Source organism: Pseudomonas sp. S3_A03 (assembly GCF_054668275.1).
Genome location: NZ_CP162753.1, coordinates 2,619,614 through 2,634,224 on the forward strand (window position 1 = coordinate 2,619,614; position 14,611 = coordinate 2,634,224).

General features: G+C 60.6%; 11 protein-coding genes. 3 read left to right on the plus strand and 8 right to left on the minus strand.

Going from position 1 to position 14,611, the window contains the following annotated elements:
- Nucleotides 1-128 precede the first annotated feature (128 nt).
- A complete protein-coding gene (locus AB4O25_RS11835) occupies nucleotides 129-1,460 on the minus strand; it encodes a dicarboxylate/amino acid:cation symporter (protein ID WP_017529473.1) in 1,332 nt (443 codons plus the stop codon).
- Between the two features lie 338 nt (nucleotides 1,461-1,798).
- On the opposite strand from AB4O25_RS11835, the gene AB4O25_RS11840 reads away from it, so the two are divergent.
- The gene (locus AB4O25_RS11840; RefSeq protein ID WP_017529472.1) at nucleotides 1,799-2,797 is read left to right on the plus strand and encodes an AraC family transcriptional regulator; all 999 of its coding nucleotides are present in this window, start codon (nucleotides 1,799-1,801) and stop codon (nucleotides 2,795-2,797) included.
- A 118-nt stretch (nucleotides 2,798-2,915) separates the two neighbouring features.
- On the opposite strand, the gene AB4O25_RS11845 is transcribed toward AB4O25_RS11840, so the two are convergent.
- Genes AB4O25_RS11845 through AB4O25_RS11855 form a run of 3 tightly spaced genes read right to left on the minus strand, consistent with a single transcriptional unit; the run spans nucleotide 2,916 to nucleotide 5,263 of the window.
- Complete coding sequence (locus tag AB4O25_RS11845; RefSeq protein WP_017529471.1) at nucleotides 2,916-4,262, minus strand: ATP-binding protein; 1,347 nt, start codon at nucleotides 4,260-4,262, stop codon at nucleotides 2,916-2,918.
- Nucleotides 4,259-4,936 (minus strand): response regulator, encoded by a 678-nt coding sequence (locus tag AB4O25_RS11850; protein ID WP_010208358.1) that lies wholly within the window; start codon nucleotides 4,934-4,936, stop codon nucleotides 4,259-4,261. Before AB4O25_RS11850 ends, AB4O25_RS11845 begins: the two co-directional genes overlap by 4 nt.
- Nucleotides 4,937-4,954: 18 nt before the next feature.
- Nucleotides 4,955-5,263, minus strand: coding sequence for a hypothetical protein (locus AB4O25_RS11855; protein WP_017529469.1), 309 nt, complete (start codon nucleotides 5,261-5,263; stop codon nucleotides 4,955-4,957).
- Nucleotides 5,264-5,381: 118 nt separating this feature from the next.
- On the opposite strand from AB4O25_RS11855, the gene AB4O25_RS11860 reads away from it, so the two are divergent.
- Complete coding sequence (locus AB4O25_RS11860; protein ID WP_460150882.1) at nucleotides 5,382-6,098, plus strand: 4'-phosphopantetheinyl transferase family protein; 717 nt, start codon at nucleotides 5,382-5,384, stop codon at nucleotides 6,096-6,098.
- Between the two features lie 64 nt (nucleotides 6,099-6,162).
- Here AB4O25_RS11860 and AB4O25_RS11865 read toward each other — a convergent pair whose 3' ends face one another.
- The gene (locus AB4O25_RS11865; RefSeq protein WP_017529467.1) at nucleotides 6,163-7,773 is read right to left on the minus strand and encodes an ATP-binding protein; all 1,611 of its coding nucleotides are present in this window, start codon (nucleotides 7,771-7,773) and stop codon (nucleotides 6,163-6,165) included.
- Complete coding sequence (locus AB4O25_RS11870; protein WP_017529466.1) at nucleotides 7,770-8,495, minus strand: response regulator; 726 nt, start codon at nucleotides 8,493-8,495, stop codon at nucleotides 7,770-7,772. The genes AB4O25_RS11865 and AB4O25_RS11870 overlap by 4 nt, the downstream gene beginning before the upstream one ends.
- Nucleotides 8,496-9,080: 585 nt before the next feature.
- Between AB4O25_RS11870 and AB4O25_RS11875 the strand changes: the two genes are divergently transcribed.
- Nucleotides 9,081-11,972 (plus strand): ribonucleoside-diphosphate reductase subunit alpha, encoded by a 2,892-nt coding sequence (locus tag AB4O25_RS11875; protein ID WP_017529465.1) that lies wholly within the window; start codon nucleotides 9,081-9,083, stop codon nucleotides 11,970-11,972.
- A 96-nt stretch (nucleotides 11,973-12,068) separates the two neighbouring features.
- Here AB4O25_RS11875 and AB4O25_RS11880 read toward each other — a convergent pair whose 3' ends face one another.
- Both AB4O25_RS11880 and flgE read right to left on the minus strand, forming a co-directional pair.
- On the minus strand, nucleotides 12,069-13,127 hold the full coding sequence (locus AB4O25_RS11880) for a hypothetical protein (protein ID WP_460150883.1): 1,059 nt from the start codon (nucleotides 13,125-13,127) through the stop codon (nucleotides 12,069-12,071).
- Nucleotides 13,128-13,274: 147 nt separating this feature from the next.
- Nucleotides 13,275-14,588 carry a flagellar hook protein FlgE gene (gene flgE / locus AB4O25_RS11885; protein ID WP_460150884.1) on the minus strand — a complete coding sequence of 438 codons (1,314 nt, stop codon included), beginning with the start codon at nucleotides 14,586-14,588 and terminating at the stop codon, nucleotides 13,275-13,277.
- Between the last annotated feature and the right edge of the window lie 23 nt (nucleotides 14,589-14,611).

Below are 14,611 nucleotides of genomic sequence, written 5' to 3' on the forward strand. Positions count from 1 at the left end.
TTGTTGCTGAAATATTTATTTACTGTAAAGCAAAAGAATTCAAAAGTGGCCGCGCACAAACGCAAACGCCCCGAACCAGTCGGGGCGTTTGCAGATGACCGCTAGCGTGAGTTCACGCCATCAGTCGTTTACTTGACCACAGGTGCAGGGCCTTCGGCCACGCCCAGGTCATCGAGTTCGCGGGTTTCGGAGATACCGGTACCACCGGACGCCAGCTCGCTTTGCAGCTTGTCGGTGTCCAGTTCCTTGACCCACTTGGCCACAACGATAGTGGCAACTGCGTTACCCACCAGGTTGGTCAGTGCGCGGGCTTCGGACATGAAGCGGTCGATGCCCAGGATCAGCGCCAGGCCGGCAACCGGCAGGTGGCCGACGGCCGACAGGGTTGCCGCCAGTACGATGAAACCACTACCGGTCACGCCGGCAGCACCTTTGGAGGACAACAGCAGCACCAGCAGCAGGGTGATCTGGTGGGTAATGTCCATGTGGGTGTCGGTCGCCTGGGCGATGAACACGGCCGCCATGGTCAGGTAGATCGAGGTACCGTCGAGGTTGAACGAGTAGCCGGTCGGGATCACCAGGCCTACCACGGATTTCTTCGCGCCCAGACGCTCCATCTTGATCAGCATGCGTGGCAGTGCGGATTCGGAAGAAGAAGTACCCAGTACGATCAACAGCTCTTCACGGATGTAGCGGATCAGTTTGATCACACTGAAGCCGTGGGCGCGGCAGATGGCGCCCAGCACCACCAGCACGAACAGGACGCAGGTGATGTAGAAGCAGATCATCAACTGGCCCAGTTGCACCAGCGAACCTACACCGTAGGCACCGATGGTGAACGCCATCGCACCCAGGGCACCGATCGGCGCAAGCTTCATGATCATGTTGATGATGTTGAACATCACGTGGGCGAAGCGATCAATGAAGTCCAGTACCGGCTTGCCGTAGGCGCCCAGGCGGTGCAGGGCGAAACCGAAGATCACCGAGAACATCAGCACTTGCAGGATGTCGCCGTTGGCGAAGGCGCCGACAATGGTGTTCGGGATAACGTTGAGGATAAAGCCGACGATGCTCTGGTCTTTACCGGCAGTCACGTAAGCCGCGACTTTGGACGCGTCCAGGGTGGCCACGTCGATGTGCATGCCGGCGCCCGGTTGCACAACGTTCACGACAACCAGACCGATCAGCAGGGCGATGGTGGATACGATTTCGAAGTACAGCAGCGCGTAGCCGCCGGTTTTGCCGACCGATTTCATGCTCTGCATGCCGGCGATGCCGCTGACAACGGTGCAGAAGATGATCGGCGCAATGACCATTTTGATCAGTTTGATAAACCCGTCACCCAGCGGCTTGAGGGCCACACCGGTCTGCGGGTAGAAGTGGCCCAGCAAAATACCGATAACGATTGCAACGATCACCTGGAAATACAGGGATTTGTAGATTGGCTGACGAGTCGTCATTGCGAAATTCCTCAAACGTCCCATGGGGCAAATATCCGCCATTGCCCACGGCACTTGAATTGCGAACCCTCCTGCACTGGAGGGATTTGTTGTTTACGAGGCCTGTAGGACTAAGCCTGCGCTGTCTTGTGTATCGCAAACGCCGTGCCACTTTCGGCAAATCCGCTAAAGGCCTTTAGACATCAGGGTTTAGGGTTTCCAAGCAGGGTTCCCGCCACCGAAGCGGTTGGCGGATTTCCGCCGCACGGCCCGATCCCGTCCTACAATTTGGCGGATATCCGCCTTGTTGCCCTGCTCGTCAATGACTACCCTCTGGCCTTCCGCAACGAGGGCCCCGCATGCGTGAACGTACCATCGCCAGTCACTACGCCCGCGCTGCCCTCGGGGGTGCGCGTCGGGCCGGTTACGATTATTCGGGCCTGCTCCAGCAGGTGGGCATCACTCCTGAATTGTTGACCGAAGCGCGTGCACGCATCACCCCGGAACAATTTACCCACTTGCTGCAAATGCTCTGGCAGGGGCTGGACGACGAATACCTGGGGTTCGCCGAGGCCCCGAGCAAACGCGGCACCTTTGCCATGATGTGCCACGCGCTGATTCACTGCCGCACGCTGGAGAAGGCCCTGGAACGCGGCTTATTATTTTATAGCCTATTCCCACAAGGCCCGCGCTGGCAGCTGACGCTAGATGGCGAAATGGCCCACTTGAGCCTGGATGACTCGCACCTATGGGACCCGGACCACTTTCTCAGCGAATGCCTGCTGGTGATCTGGCATCGCCTGGGCAGTTGGCTGATTGGCCAGCGCATCCGGCTGCACCAGGCCACGTTCAGCTACCCGATGCCCGCCCACGCCAGTGAATATGACCTGCTGTTCCCCTGCCCCCTGGTGTTCGGTGCACCGAACAGCAGCCTGGTGTTTCCCGCCCGCTATTTGAGCCTGCCGCTGTTGCAGGACGAACGCACCCTCAAACATTTTCTCGAACGCTCCCCCGCCGACCTGCTGTCACGCCCGGATGAAGGCGATAGCCTGAGCAGCCAGTTGCGTCGTCTGTTAAGTCGCGACCGCACGCCCTGGCCGGATCTGGAAGCCGTCGCCCAACACCTGCACGTCAGCCCGCAAACCCTGCGTCGGCATTTGCGCGAAGAAGGCACCAGTTTCCAGACGCTCAAGGACGAACTGCGGCGGGACATCGCCATCTACCACTTGGGCCGGGCGGATTTGTCGTTGCAAGCGATCGCCGAGCAGTTGGGCTTTTCAGAACCGTCGGCGTTTCATCGGGCGTTCAAGAAGTGGACGGGGCTCACGCCGGGGGCCTACAGAGCGCAGGAGCGTTAAAGATGTGTCGCCTGGCCGGGCCTCATCGGGGGCAAGCCCCCTCCCACACTTGAATGTATTCAGAGATCAAAATGTGGGAGGGGCTTGCCCCCGATGAGGCCTTTACAGCCCATAAGGATCAAACAGCCGGAAAATGAATCCTGAACGCCGCCCCACCCAAAGGTGAATCGCCCAGGGTCAGCCGCGCGCCGTAGCTTTCGATGATGTCCTTGACCACCGCCAGCCCAATCCCCTGTCCAGGGTGCTGGCGGTCCAGCCGCTCGCCGCGCTGCAAAATCCGCGCGCGCTGATCCGGCGGTACGCCGGGGCCGTCATCTTCGATGCACAACTCGATGCCTTCAAGGCTTTCTACCAGGCTGATGTGCACTTCGCTCAGGCACAGGCGGTAGGCGTTTTCCAGCAGGTTGCCGAGCAACTCGAGCAAGGCGCCCTTCTCGATTGGTATGTCGCACGCCTGCGGCAAGTCAAAAGACACCGTGACGCCCTTGTCGCGGTACACCTTGCCCAGCGTATCGCACAGGCTTTGCAGCACCGGTTCAAGGCGCACCTGATGGCGCACCAGGCCGCTTTTGCGCAAGCTGGCACGTTGGAGCTGATAGCTGATCTGCTGGCTCATGCGCTCGATCTGCGATTGCAGCACCCAGGCCTGGTCGCGGTCCTCGGGGCGCTGGGCCATGTCTTCGCTCACGCCTTGCAACACCGCAAGCGGGGTTTTCAGGCTATGGGCCAGGTCGTCCAGAGAATCGCGGTAGCGCGCCCGCTGCTCGCGTTCACTGTGCAGCAAGCGGTTGAGGGAGCCGGTAAGGCGCAGTAATTCACGGGGGTGTTGTTCGGAGAGACTTTCACGGGTGCCGCCCTCGATCTGGTCCAACTCCTGGCTCAACCGCCGCAAGGCTTGCAGGCCCCAGGTCAGGCCCAGCCACAGTAAGGTCAGTAGCACCAGCAATGCCGCGCCGAAACCCAGGTAAAGGTTCTCGCGCAGGCCCTCCAGGGTCAGCTGGTATTCACGCACCGGTTGCAGGGCCACGATACTGAACGCCGCGCTCTTGCCGCCAAGCAGCTTGACCTCCACGTCATAGACGAAGAATTCCTGGCCGTCGGCCTCGCGGATCCGCGCAAACTCATTGCCACGCCCGTCGTAACGCGGCTTGTAGTTGATGTTTTCGTCGCGGGTCGCCCGCGAGCGCCACACCAGGTGGCCTTCGCGGTCGTAGATATAGCCGAGCAACCGGCTATCGGTGAGGTTGAAACGCTCATCCGGCAATTGCGCCGGCATCAGCAGACGATTGTTTTCGACCCGCGCGGCCGAGATCAACGTCGTGACATCCGACGCCAGGCGCTGCTCGATAGAGTCCTGCAACGCCAGGCTGAACGCACCTTGCATGGCGGGCAACAAGCCCAGCATAAACAGCACGGCCAGGGTGGTAGCCGCCAGCATCAAGCGCACGCGTAACGAGCGAATCAACGGCAGCGCTCATTGAACAGGTAGCCCAGGCCGCGCACGGTGTCGATCGGTTTGAACCCGGCCGGGCCTTCCAATTTGCGGCGCAGGCGGCCGACCAGCACTTCAATGACGTTTGGATCACGCTCGTCATCATCGGGGTAGAGCTGTTCCATCAAGCGGTCCTTGGCGACGACTTGCTGGTGATGGCGCATCAGGTATTCGAGGATGCGGTATTCGTAGGCGGTCAATGCCAAGGGCTGTTCGTCGAGCGACGCTTGCTTGCGGTTGAGGTCCAGCAGCAGAGGCCCGGCGACGATGGTCGACTGGGTAAACCCGCTGGAGCGACGCAGCAAGGCGTTCATGCGCGCCTCCAGCTCTTCGAACTGGAACGGCTTGACCACATAGTCGTCGGCACCGGCGGCCAGGCCTTCGACCTTGTCCTGCCAGTTACCGCGTGCGGTGAGGATCAGGATCGGGAAGGTCTTGGCCTGGGTGCGCAATTGGCGGATCAGGTCCAGGCCGCCCATGCCGGGCAGGCCCAGGTCGATGATCGCCAGGTCGTGGTTGAATTGGCCGGTCTGGTAAAGCGCCTCTTCGGCATTCGCCACAGCCTCGACCACATGGCCGCTGTCGGTCAGGCGGGTAAACAAGTGATGACGCAACAGCGCCTCATCTTCCACCACCAGCAATTTCATAAGGCTCTCCAAAGCAAATCAACTGTCCGACAGGAGGACATCATAGCGGCCCTGCAGGTCTTGCGGGCGCAGTTTAATGCCATTGAACCGGCCGCTCAGATGTTCATAGCCGACGCGGTAGGTTGGCTGCGGGGCAGCAAGCCCCAGGGCCTGGCCCCAAGGCTGGGGCTGGCTGCCTGCATCCTCGAAACTCACACGCTGGATCAGGCTACTGGTTTTCTTGGTTTTCTCCCTGCCGAACTCGGCGAAGGCACCTTCCGAGGCTTGGGCCCCGGCGGTGGCACTGAGCAGGGTCAAGGCCAACATCAGCTTTTTGATCGCAGTCATGGTGGGTTACCTCATACGCGTTTGGGCTGTTGTGACCAGCCTACGCAAACGCCCCTGAACTCCCCCTGAACAGCCGCGGGCTATCCGCGGGCGCTGCAACTCGGCAAAATACCGCCCCATGACGCCCCTACCCGCTTGCTGCACTCCACTCGATGCCCATTGGCCGCTGCCCGTTCCCTTGCCGGGCACGGTGTTTCTCAGCACCCGTTTTGACCCGGCGCTATTAACCGCTGGGGACTTCCAGCGCAGCGCCGTGCCGCCACCGCCGAGCATCCAGCGCTCGGTGGCCAAGCGCCAGGCCGAGTTTCTCGCCGGTCGAGTGTGTGCCCGCGCCGCACTGCAACAGCTCGACCACCTCAACTGCATCCCCGCGATCGGCGAAGACCGTGCGCCGGTATGGCCTTCGCATATCAGTGGCTCGATCACCCACAGCACCGGGCATGCGGCAGCGATTGTCGGGCACAAGGCCCAATGGCGCGGGCTGGGCATGGATCTGGAAAATGTGCTGACACGAGAACGGGCGGAGCGCCTGGCCGGGGAGATTCTCACCGCTGATGAATTGCAGCGCATGGTCACGGTAGACCGCGAGCAGGCGGCCCTGTTGGTGACGCTGACGTTTTCGGTCAAAGAGAGCCTGTTCAAGGCGCTGTATCCGATTGTGCAGACGCGCTTCTACTTTGAGCATGCCGAGGTGGTGCAATGGTCGCCGGCCGGGCACGTGCGCTTGCGGCTGTTGATCGACCTGTCCAGCGAGTGGTGCCACGGCAAGGAGCTGGTTGGGCAGTTTGCGGTGGCTGATGGGCAGTTGTTGAGCCTGGTGGCCGTCGGCGTCTGATCGATCGCTATTGGGAGCAAGCCCCCTCCCACACTGTGATCTGTGGCTACCTTCGACAGCGGTGTCAGGGCTTGTCCTGATCCCTCGGCCAACTCAGGCTGAAGCATGCCCCGCCCAGGTTATTGCTCTTGCCGATCAGCGCCCGCCCGCCATGCCAGTAAATAATCCGCCGCACAATCGACAAGCCCAGGCCATGCCCGCCGGACGCGCGGGTGCGGCTGTCGTCGAGACGCAGGAACGGCGTAAAAATGCGTTCCCAGGCACTTTCCGGCACACCGGGGCCGTCATCTTCCACATCGATGCGGCAACGTACCTGGCCGACCTGATAACTGATCAACACCTGGCCCTGGGCATGGCGCATGGCGTTGCTCACCAGGTTTTGCAGGGCGCGGTGCAGGTAACGCGGTTCGGCGTCGACCCAGGCATCGTCCCAATGCGCCGATGACAGGCAGATCCCACGGGCGACGGTCACTTGCGGGCGCAGTGGCGATAATTCGCCGATCACTTGGTCGAGCAACGCATCAAGATCGACCCGCTGGAAATTCAGCTCCGGCGCGCCCTGCTCAAGCCGGGCGTAGGTGAGCATTTCATCCACCAGGCCGTCGAGGTCCTGGATATCACTGTCCATGCCGTCCAGGTACTTGCGCCGCGTTTCAGGGGTGGCGGCTTCGCCAATCATCTCCAGCCCAAAACGCAGGCGCGCCACCGGTGTGCGCAGTTCATGGGACACGGCGCGCACCAGTTCTCGCTGGATCGCCAGCAATTGTTGCAAGTGCTCGGCCATGCCATTGAACGCCGCGGCCAGGCGCCCTACCGAGTCGGCGCCACGGGCCGGTACCCGCACCTCCAGATTGCCTTTGGCGATGCGTGTGGCGGCGGCTTCCAGGCCGCGCAGCCGACGCTCGAGCTGACGCACCAAGAGATAGACGATCAGGCCGATCAGGGTCAGGCCGATCAAGGCGATCAGCACCAGCCATTGCGGCGGATACGGGTTCATCTGGTACAACGGGCCGAGCTCCAGCACCCAGGGCGTGCCGACCATACCGGCAAACACGCGGATCGAGTCGCCGCCCTTGCCCAGGGCCATCACCGTATCGCCTTCCGACACACGGCGACGCTGGTCATCGTCCATGTCCGCCTGATCGAGTGTCATCAAGTGCATGTCGAAGCCAAAGCCCTTGGCCTGTTTTATATCCGCCAGCCGTTGCGGTTGCTCGGCCACCGCAAAGCGCACCAGTTCGTCGGCCAACAGGTAAATGGTCGCACGGGCCAGCTGCTCGCTGATCTGCTGCACCTCCCCCGTGAGCACCCACTGCTCTTTATCACTGACCAGGCGCAGCACGCGGGCGGCATGGGGCCCGGTCTGCTGTACCAGCACGTGGCCGCGTTGCAGGCGATTGCGCTGGCTGAGGTCCAGCTGGGCGTCGGTGAGGCTGCGCAGTTCCAGCGGAATGCCCAGCAAACGCTCCCATACCGCCAACGCGCGCTGACGCTCGATGGCGCTCATGGGGCGCAGGTTGTCGCCCATCAAGGCGAAGGTGCCATGGGCCAGGCGTTCGCGGTACTGGCCGCTGCGCACCTCGTTGAGCAAGTGCAGGGCCAGCACACCGAGCAGCGCCACCAGAATCAGCGCCGCGCACATGCCGCCGTAGATGCGCAGGAAGATCGAGTTCACAGCGGCATGTCGGCGCAGGCTTCGGGGACGAACAGGTAGCCTTTGCTGCGGATGGTCTTGATCAGGCGCGGGTGAATCGGGTCGTCGCCGATTTTGGGGCGAATGCGCGAAATGCGCACATCAATGGAGCGATCCTGACCGTCATAGCCGACGCCACGCAGGGCGATAAAGATTTCTTCGCGGGACAGAATGCGCCCGGCATTCGCCACCAGTAGCCACAACAGGTCGAATTCGGCGCTGGTCAGTTCGATGCCGCTGTCATGCAGCCAGGCTTCGCGCAGGGCGTTGTCCACCACCAACGGGCCGAATTGCAGGCGGCGCTGGTTTTCCACCGCCACGGGCTCGACCGGCTCGCTGCGCCGTAGCAAGGCCTGGATGCGCGCCAGCAACAGGCGCGGGCGCACGGGTTTGCATACGTAGTCGTCGGCGCCCATGTCCAGGCCGAGCACCTGGTCCATGTCGTCGGTGCGCGCGGTCAGCATCAGGATCACGCCGTCATAGCGTTCGCGCACCTTACGGCAGATGCTCAGGCCGTCTTCACCGGGCAGCATCAGGTCGAGGATCACCAGGTCCGGTTGCTCGGCGATGATCCGCGCCGCGGCCAGGGCGCCGTCACCCTCGACCGACACGCGCAGGCCGTTGCTCTCCAGGTACTCGCGGGTCAACTCGGCCAATCGCTGGTCGTCCTCGACAATCAATATGTGCCAGGCTTCTTGCTCCATGCGTTGTCCTCATTGTTATAAAAAATGCCCCCTCCCACAGGTTGGTCTTCACCAGACAGATACCCTGTTTGTCATGTTGGGAAGGCATAAAAGGAGGCGATTGTAGCCATGCCCCAACCCTTGCGCACAAGCCGGGAAATCCATTCGGTGATCGCATTTTTTTGTGATAGGGTTCGCGCCCTTCGAAATTCGCCGGGCTGTTTGGTCCTTGGAACATTTAGTGACAAACGGCGCAATGCAGCAGTGATGCGGCCTACACGGCAGTTCCACCTTTCATACACATTTTACTCACAGCGTTATCCACAGGTTAGTGCGTTGCTAAGGCGTCCAAAACGCATTATCTTGTAGCTCGGCGACAACACAGACCCTACATGTAGGGTTTTTGAACAAATTGCCCAACCACACAAGTGGCACGAAATTCAAGCGTTTTATTGCTGACACAGCGTGGAACCAACCGATTTTCAGTAGACCAAACCGCTCACGCGGATGGCACCTGTTTCTCCATCCCGATATGGAAAACGGTACGGGTGTTGCAGGAAGAGCCTGGCACTCGCAATCAAATATAGAACGTGGAGACAACCCCCCATGCAAACCGACACAACTCGCGAGAACCCGCAGGGCTCCGTGCCGCAGGCCGCTGATTCGAATATGGATCTGTCCGCTACCGCACCTGGCCAATTGCGTGTGATCAAGCGTAACGGCACTGTCGTTCCTTACACCGATGACAAAATCACCGTCGCCATCACCAAAGCGTTTCTCGCAGTTGAAGGCGGCACCGCTGCCGCTTCGTCGCGCATCCACGACACCGTTGCCCGCCTGACCGAACAGGTCACCGCGACCTTCAAGCGTCGCATGCCGTCGGGCGGCACCATCCACATCGAAGAAATCCAGGACCAGGTCGAACTGGCCCTGATGCGTGCCGGCGAGCAGAAAGTCGCCCGCGACTACGTGATCTACCGCGATTCGCGCGCCAAGGAACGTGCCGTGCACGCACCGGCCGCCGAAGCCGTGCAAGCCCACCCCTCGATCCGCATCACCCTGGCCGACGGCAGCTTTGCGCCGCTGGACCTGGGCCGCCTGAACACCATCATCACCGAGGCCTGCGAAGGCCTGGAAGAAGTCGACGGTGACCTGATCCAGCGCGAAACCCTGAAGAACCTATACGACGGCGTGGCCCTGACCGACGTCAACACCGCCCTGGTGATGACCGCCCGTACCCTGGTTGAACGCGAGCCGAACTACTCGTTCGTCACCGCGCGCCTGCTGATGGACACCCTGCGTGCCGAAGGCCTGGGCTTCCTGGGCGTGGCCGACAGCGCCACCCATCACGAAATGGCCGACCTGTACGCCAAGGCCCTGCCTGCCTACATCGCCAAGGGTATCGAATTCGAATTGCTCAACCCGGTCCTGGCCACCTTCGACCTGGAAAAACTCGGCAAGGCGATCAACCACGAGCGTGACCAGCAGTTCACCTACCTGGGCCTGCAAACGCTTTACGACCGTTATTTCATCCACAAGGACGGTATCCGTTTCGAACTGCCGCAGGTGTTCTTCATGCGCGTGGCCATGGGCCTGGCCATCGAAGAGAAGCACAAGGAAGACCGTGCGATCGAGTTCTACAACCTGCTGTCATCCTTCGACTACATGTCGTCGACCCCGACCCTGTTCAACGCCGGTACCCTGCGCCCACAGCTGTCGAGCTGCTACCTGACCACCGTGCCGGATGACCTGTCGGGCATCTACCACGCGATCCACGACAACGCCATGCTGTCCAAATTCGCCGGTGGCCTGGGCAACGACTGGACCCCGGTACGTGCACTGGGTTCCTACATCAAGGGCACCAACGGCAAGTCCCAGGGCGTCGTACCGTTCCTCAAAGTCGTGAACGACACCGCCGTTGCGGTCAACCAGGGCGGCAAGCGCAAAGGCGCGGTGTGTGCCTACCTGGAAACCTGGCACATGGACATCGAAGAGTTCATCGAGCTGCGCAAGAACACCGGTGATGACCGTCGTCGTACCCACGACATGAACACCGCCAACTGGATCCCCGACCTGTTCATGAAGCGTGTCTTCGATGACGGCAAGTGGACCCTGTTCTCGCCATCCGAAGTGCCGGACCTGCACGACCTGACCGGCAAAGCCTTCGAAGAGCGCTACGAGTACTACGAAGCCCTCACCGAGTACCCAGGCAAGGTCAAGCTGTTCAAGACCATCCAGGCCAAAGACCTGTGGCGCAAGATGCTGTCCATGCTGTTCGAAACCGGCCACCCATGGCTGACCTTCAAAGACCCATGCAACCTGCGCAGCCCGCAGCAGCACGTGGGCGTGGTCCACAGCTCGAACCTGTGCACCGAGATCACCTTGAACACCAACAAGGACGAGATCGCCGTTTGCAACCTGGGCTCGATCAACCTGCCGAACCACATCGTCAACGGCAAGCTGGACACCGCCAAGCTGGAACGCACTGTCAACACCGCCGTACGCATGCTCGATAACGTGATCGACATCAACTACTACTCGGTGCCGCAGGCGCAGAACTCCAACTTCAAGCACCGTCCGGTCGGCTTGGGCATCATGGGCTTCCAGGACGCTTTGTACCTGCAGCACATTCCGTACGGTTCGGATGCGGCGGTCGAGTTCGCCGACAAGTCCATGGAAGCGGTCAGCTACTACGCGATCCAGGCCTCCTGCGACCTGGCCGACGAGCGCGGCGCCTACGAGACGTTCCAGGGTTCGCTGTGGTCCAAGGGCATCCTGCCGCTGGATTCGCAACAGATCCTGATCGAAGCCCGTGGCCAGAAGTACATCGATGTCGACCTGAACGAAACCCTGGACTGGGCACCGGTACGTGCCCGTGTGCAGAAAGGTATTCGTAACTCCAACATCATGGCCATCGCGCCGACCGCGACCATCGCCAACATCACCGGCGTATCGCAGTCGATCGAACCGACCTACCAGAACCTGTATGTGAAATCGAACCTGTCGGGCGAATTCACCGTGATCAACCCGTACCTGGTTCGCGACCTGAAAGCTCGCGGCCTGTGGGACTCGGTGATGATCAACGACCTCAAGTACTACGACGGTTCCGTGCAGCAGATCGAGCGCATCCCGCAGGAGCTCAAAGAGCTCTACGCGACTGCATTCGAAGTGGACACCAAGTGGATCGTTGACGCCGCCAGCCGTCGTCAGAAGTGGATCGACCAGGCGCAGTCCCTGAACCTGTACATCGCCGGCGCTTCGGGCAAGAAGCTTGACGTGACCTACCGCATGGCCTGGTACCGTGGTCTGAAAACCACTTACTACCTCCGTGCCCTGGCAGCGACCAGCACCGAGAAGTCGACCATCAACACCGGCAAGCTGAACGCAGTGTCCAGCGGCAACCATGGTGATGATTCGGTTCTGGCTGCTCCAGCCGGCCCGGCACCCGTGCCAAAAGCCTGCGCGATTGACGAGCCGGATTGCGAAGCTTGCCAATAAGCTGAGCCCATTGGGTTAACCACCCAAGTTGAAAGCCCCCGATAGGCTTACGGCGTATCGGGGGCTTTCTTTTGCTGGGTGAAAAGCGCTCGCGATTTAAACCAATACGGTCGCGATACCTGATTGAGGCATGCCGCCGCGCTTGCCCCACAACTCAATCCGGCCATCAATCACGGCCATCGAATGGCCACCGAACTCCACGGTGCCCACCTTGCTGTTTCTCAAATCAGCAACGGTTGTCTGCCTGTAGAACCCTCTCAAACCCAAACGGTCCAGCCCTTCACGCGAGTGTTCGCCATCGTTGAGGCTGTTCATGGCCGCCTGGAAACTGCGCCCGGCAGTACCGTCATTGTTTTCCATCTGCGCCCGCTTGGCGCTCGCGGCATACATGAAGTTGGCATCCGTCATCATTGCCGGGTCATCGCCCTTGAAACGCGCATGAATGGCCGCCTGCCTCACCTCGTCATTGGACAGAGAAAGCTTGAAGCCATCACGCATGGTCACCTCGTAGCCGTGGCCCAACGCCTTAACGTCTTTGAAAATGTCCGTAGGTTTTTGCCCATACCGCATCATCGCCGCCTTTATCGCCGATACAGTCACGCAATTGCCGTCAGGCCCCTGCCTGAAGCCACTCCAGATATTGTCCGGCTTTTTCCCGGGGTTGCTCGTGTCGGGCTTGTAGTGGTGATGCCGTGAGCCTTCGGTAATCGGCTTGTTGCTCATCGACTCACTGGGACCGAAGCCGCCGCGACCGGGAAAATCACCGCCGCCACCGCCATCCCTAGGCGATGGTGGTGCCGGAGAAGGGGCAGGCGTATCCGGAAACAGGTCCGGAAACAGCATCTTTAAAAGCTCCAGCCATCGCTTGGAGCGTTCTTCCTTGAGTTGCTCAAGGATTTTCTTGAACGTGTCGTCCCCCAATGCTGTGCGTTTTTCATTGAGCCTGTCGCGCAATTCCCGGACAGTCTGGTTTTTGCCGGTACTGTGCGCGTCATCAAGCTCCTTGAGCAGTTGTGCGACGGCCTCCTTATTTTTTGCGTCCCGGTCTTCGTTGATCGCGTGTGTCGCGCCTTTGCCGCTCAAATAGAACTGTGCCGCTCCCGCGTCAAAATGCACGCCGGCCTCGCTGCGACCCATCCCCCACTGATTTCCCATTGTTATTCCCCACCCAAGGTCACAAGCTCGATAGCTTCCGGCTTCATGGGTGGCATTCAGGGCGTAGGACGTTCCAGACGACGTTTGTCAGGGCAAAAAAAACCCCTCGATCGAGGGGTTTTCAGTCAAGCGCATTACGCCATGGCATCAAGTCATCTGAATGATGGTCTGCATGATGGTGCTCTGGGTGGAGATAGTCTTGGCGTTGGCCTGGTAGTTGCTCTGGGCCTTGATCAGGTCCACCAGCTCGTTGGTCAGGTTGACGTTGGAGTTCTCCAGGGAGTTAGCCACGATCGAACCCAAGGTACCGGATTGCGGGGTGTCGTAACCCGGCTGGCCCGAAGCGAACGTCTCTCTCCAAGTGGTGCTGCCGGCTGGCTGCAGGCCCTGCTCGTTGTTGAAGCTGGCCAGGGAGATCTGGCCGATGGCCTTGCTCTGCTGATTGCTGAACGTGGCGAACAACACGCCGCTGCCGTCGATTTTCAGGCCGGTGATCTGGCCGGTGGCATAGCCGTCGGTGATCGGTGGGTTGCGGTAGGTGGCCGAGTTGTACTGGGTGATGTTCGCCATGTTGATGGCGATGCCGTCAGGGTTGGCATCCGCGCCGTTGGCTTTCCAGACGCCATTGGTCACGGTACCTGGCACCCAACCGGTCAAGGTCAGCGTCGTGCTGGACGCGCCGGCGGTGACGATGCTGGTGAGCTTGCCATAGCCGTCAAAGGTCAGGGTCGAAGACACAGGCGGAGTGGGTGGCGTACCGCCCGTTGGTGACGAACCGTTAGGGTTGCGCCCATCAATCAGCGTATAGGCGTTCCACTTGTTGCCGTCGGTTTTCACCAGGTATTGCACCATCGGGTGCGCATTGCCTTGGGCGTCGTACAAGGTGGTGCTGTATTGGGTGGTGAAAGTACTGGTATCCGTCGGGTCGAATGGCTTGAGCGTCTGGTTGATCACCGGCTCCGAGGAGTTCAGGTTACTGGTGGAATCCACCTTGGTGGACGCCTTCGGCGGCAGGTTCGACAGGTTCAGTTGCAGGTCGGTCAGGCCACCCTTGATGATTTTGCCGTCATCGTCCGCCGCATAGCCTTGCAAACGCGAGGTACCGGTGTTGTTGGTGATATAGCCGTCTTTGTCGGCACGGAAGGCACCGCTGCGAGTGTACTCCAGCGAACCGTCGCTGCCCTTCTGCACGAAGAAGCCACCACCCTGGATCGCCATGTCCAGGATACCGCCGCTGCCGTTGACGTCACCCTGGGTGAATTGCTGGGACACCGCCGCCAGGTTCACGCCGTTGCCGATGCTGTTCTGGCCGGTACCCAGTTTGGACGCGGCATAGATGTCGGAGAATTCCGCACGGGACGACTTGAAGCCGGTGGTCGCGACGTTGGCGATGTTGTTGCCGGTCACGTCCAGTTGTTTATTGGCCGCATAGAGGCCGCTAAGGCCGATGTTAAAAGACATGTTTCTCTCCCTCTGCCGTATCT

Excerpts from the sequence above, each read along its gene's own strand:
- AB4O25_RS11855 (WP_017529469.1), bottom strand. The coding sequence starts at position 5,263 with ATGACTGCGATCAAAAAGCTGATGTTGGCCTTGACCCTGCTCAGTGCC.
- AB4O25_RS11870 (WP_017529466.1), bottom strand. The coding sequence starts at position 8,495 with ATGGAGCAAGAAGCCTGGCACATATTGATTGTCGAGGACGACCAGCGA.
- flgE (WP_460150884.1), bottom strand. The coding sequence starts at position 14,588 with ATGTCTTTTAACATCGGCCTTAGCGGCCTCTATGCGGCCAATAAACAA.
- AB4O25_RS11835 (WP_017529473.1), bottom strand. The coding sequence starts at position 1,460 with ATGACGACTCGTCAGCCAATCTACAAATCCCTGTATTTCCAGGTGATC.
- AB4O25_RS11880 (WP_460150883.1), bottom strand. The coding sequence starts at position 13,127 with ATGGGAAATCAGTGGGGGATGGGTCGCAGCGAGGCCGGCGTGCATTTT.
- AB4O25_RS11875 (WP_017529465.1), top strand. The coding sequence starts at position 9,081 with ATGCAAACCGACACAACTCGCGAGAACCCGCAGGGCTCCGTGCCGCAG.
- AB4O25_RS11850 (WP_010208358.1), bottom strand. The coding sequence starts at position 4,936 with ATGAAATTGCTGGTGGTGGAAGATGAGGCGCTGTTGCGTCATCACTTG.
- AB4O25_RS11860 (WP_460150882.1), top strand. The coding sequence starts at position 5,382 with ATGACGCCCCTACCCGCTTGCTGCACTCCACTCGATGCCCATTGGCCG.
- AB4O25_RS11840 (WP_017529472.1), top strand. The coding sequence starts at position 1,799 with ATGCGTGAACGTACCATCGCCAGTCACTACGCCCGCGCTGCCCTCGGG.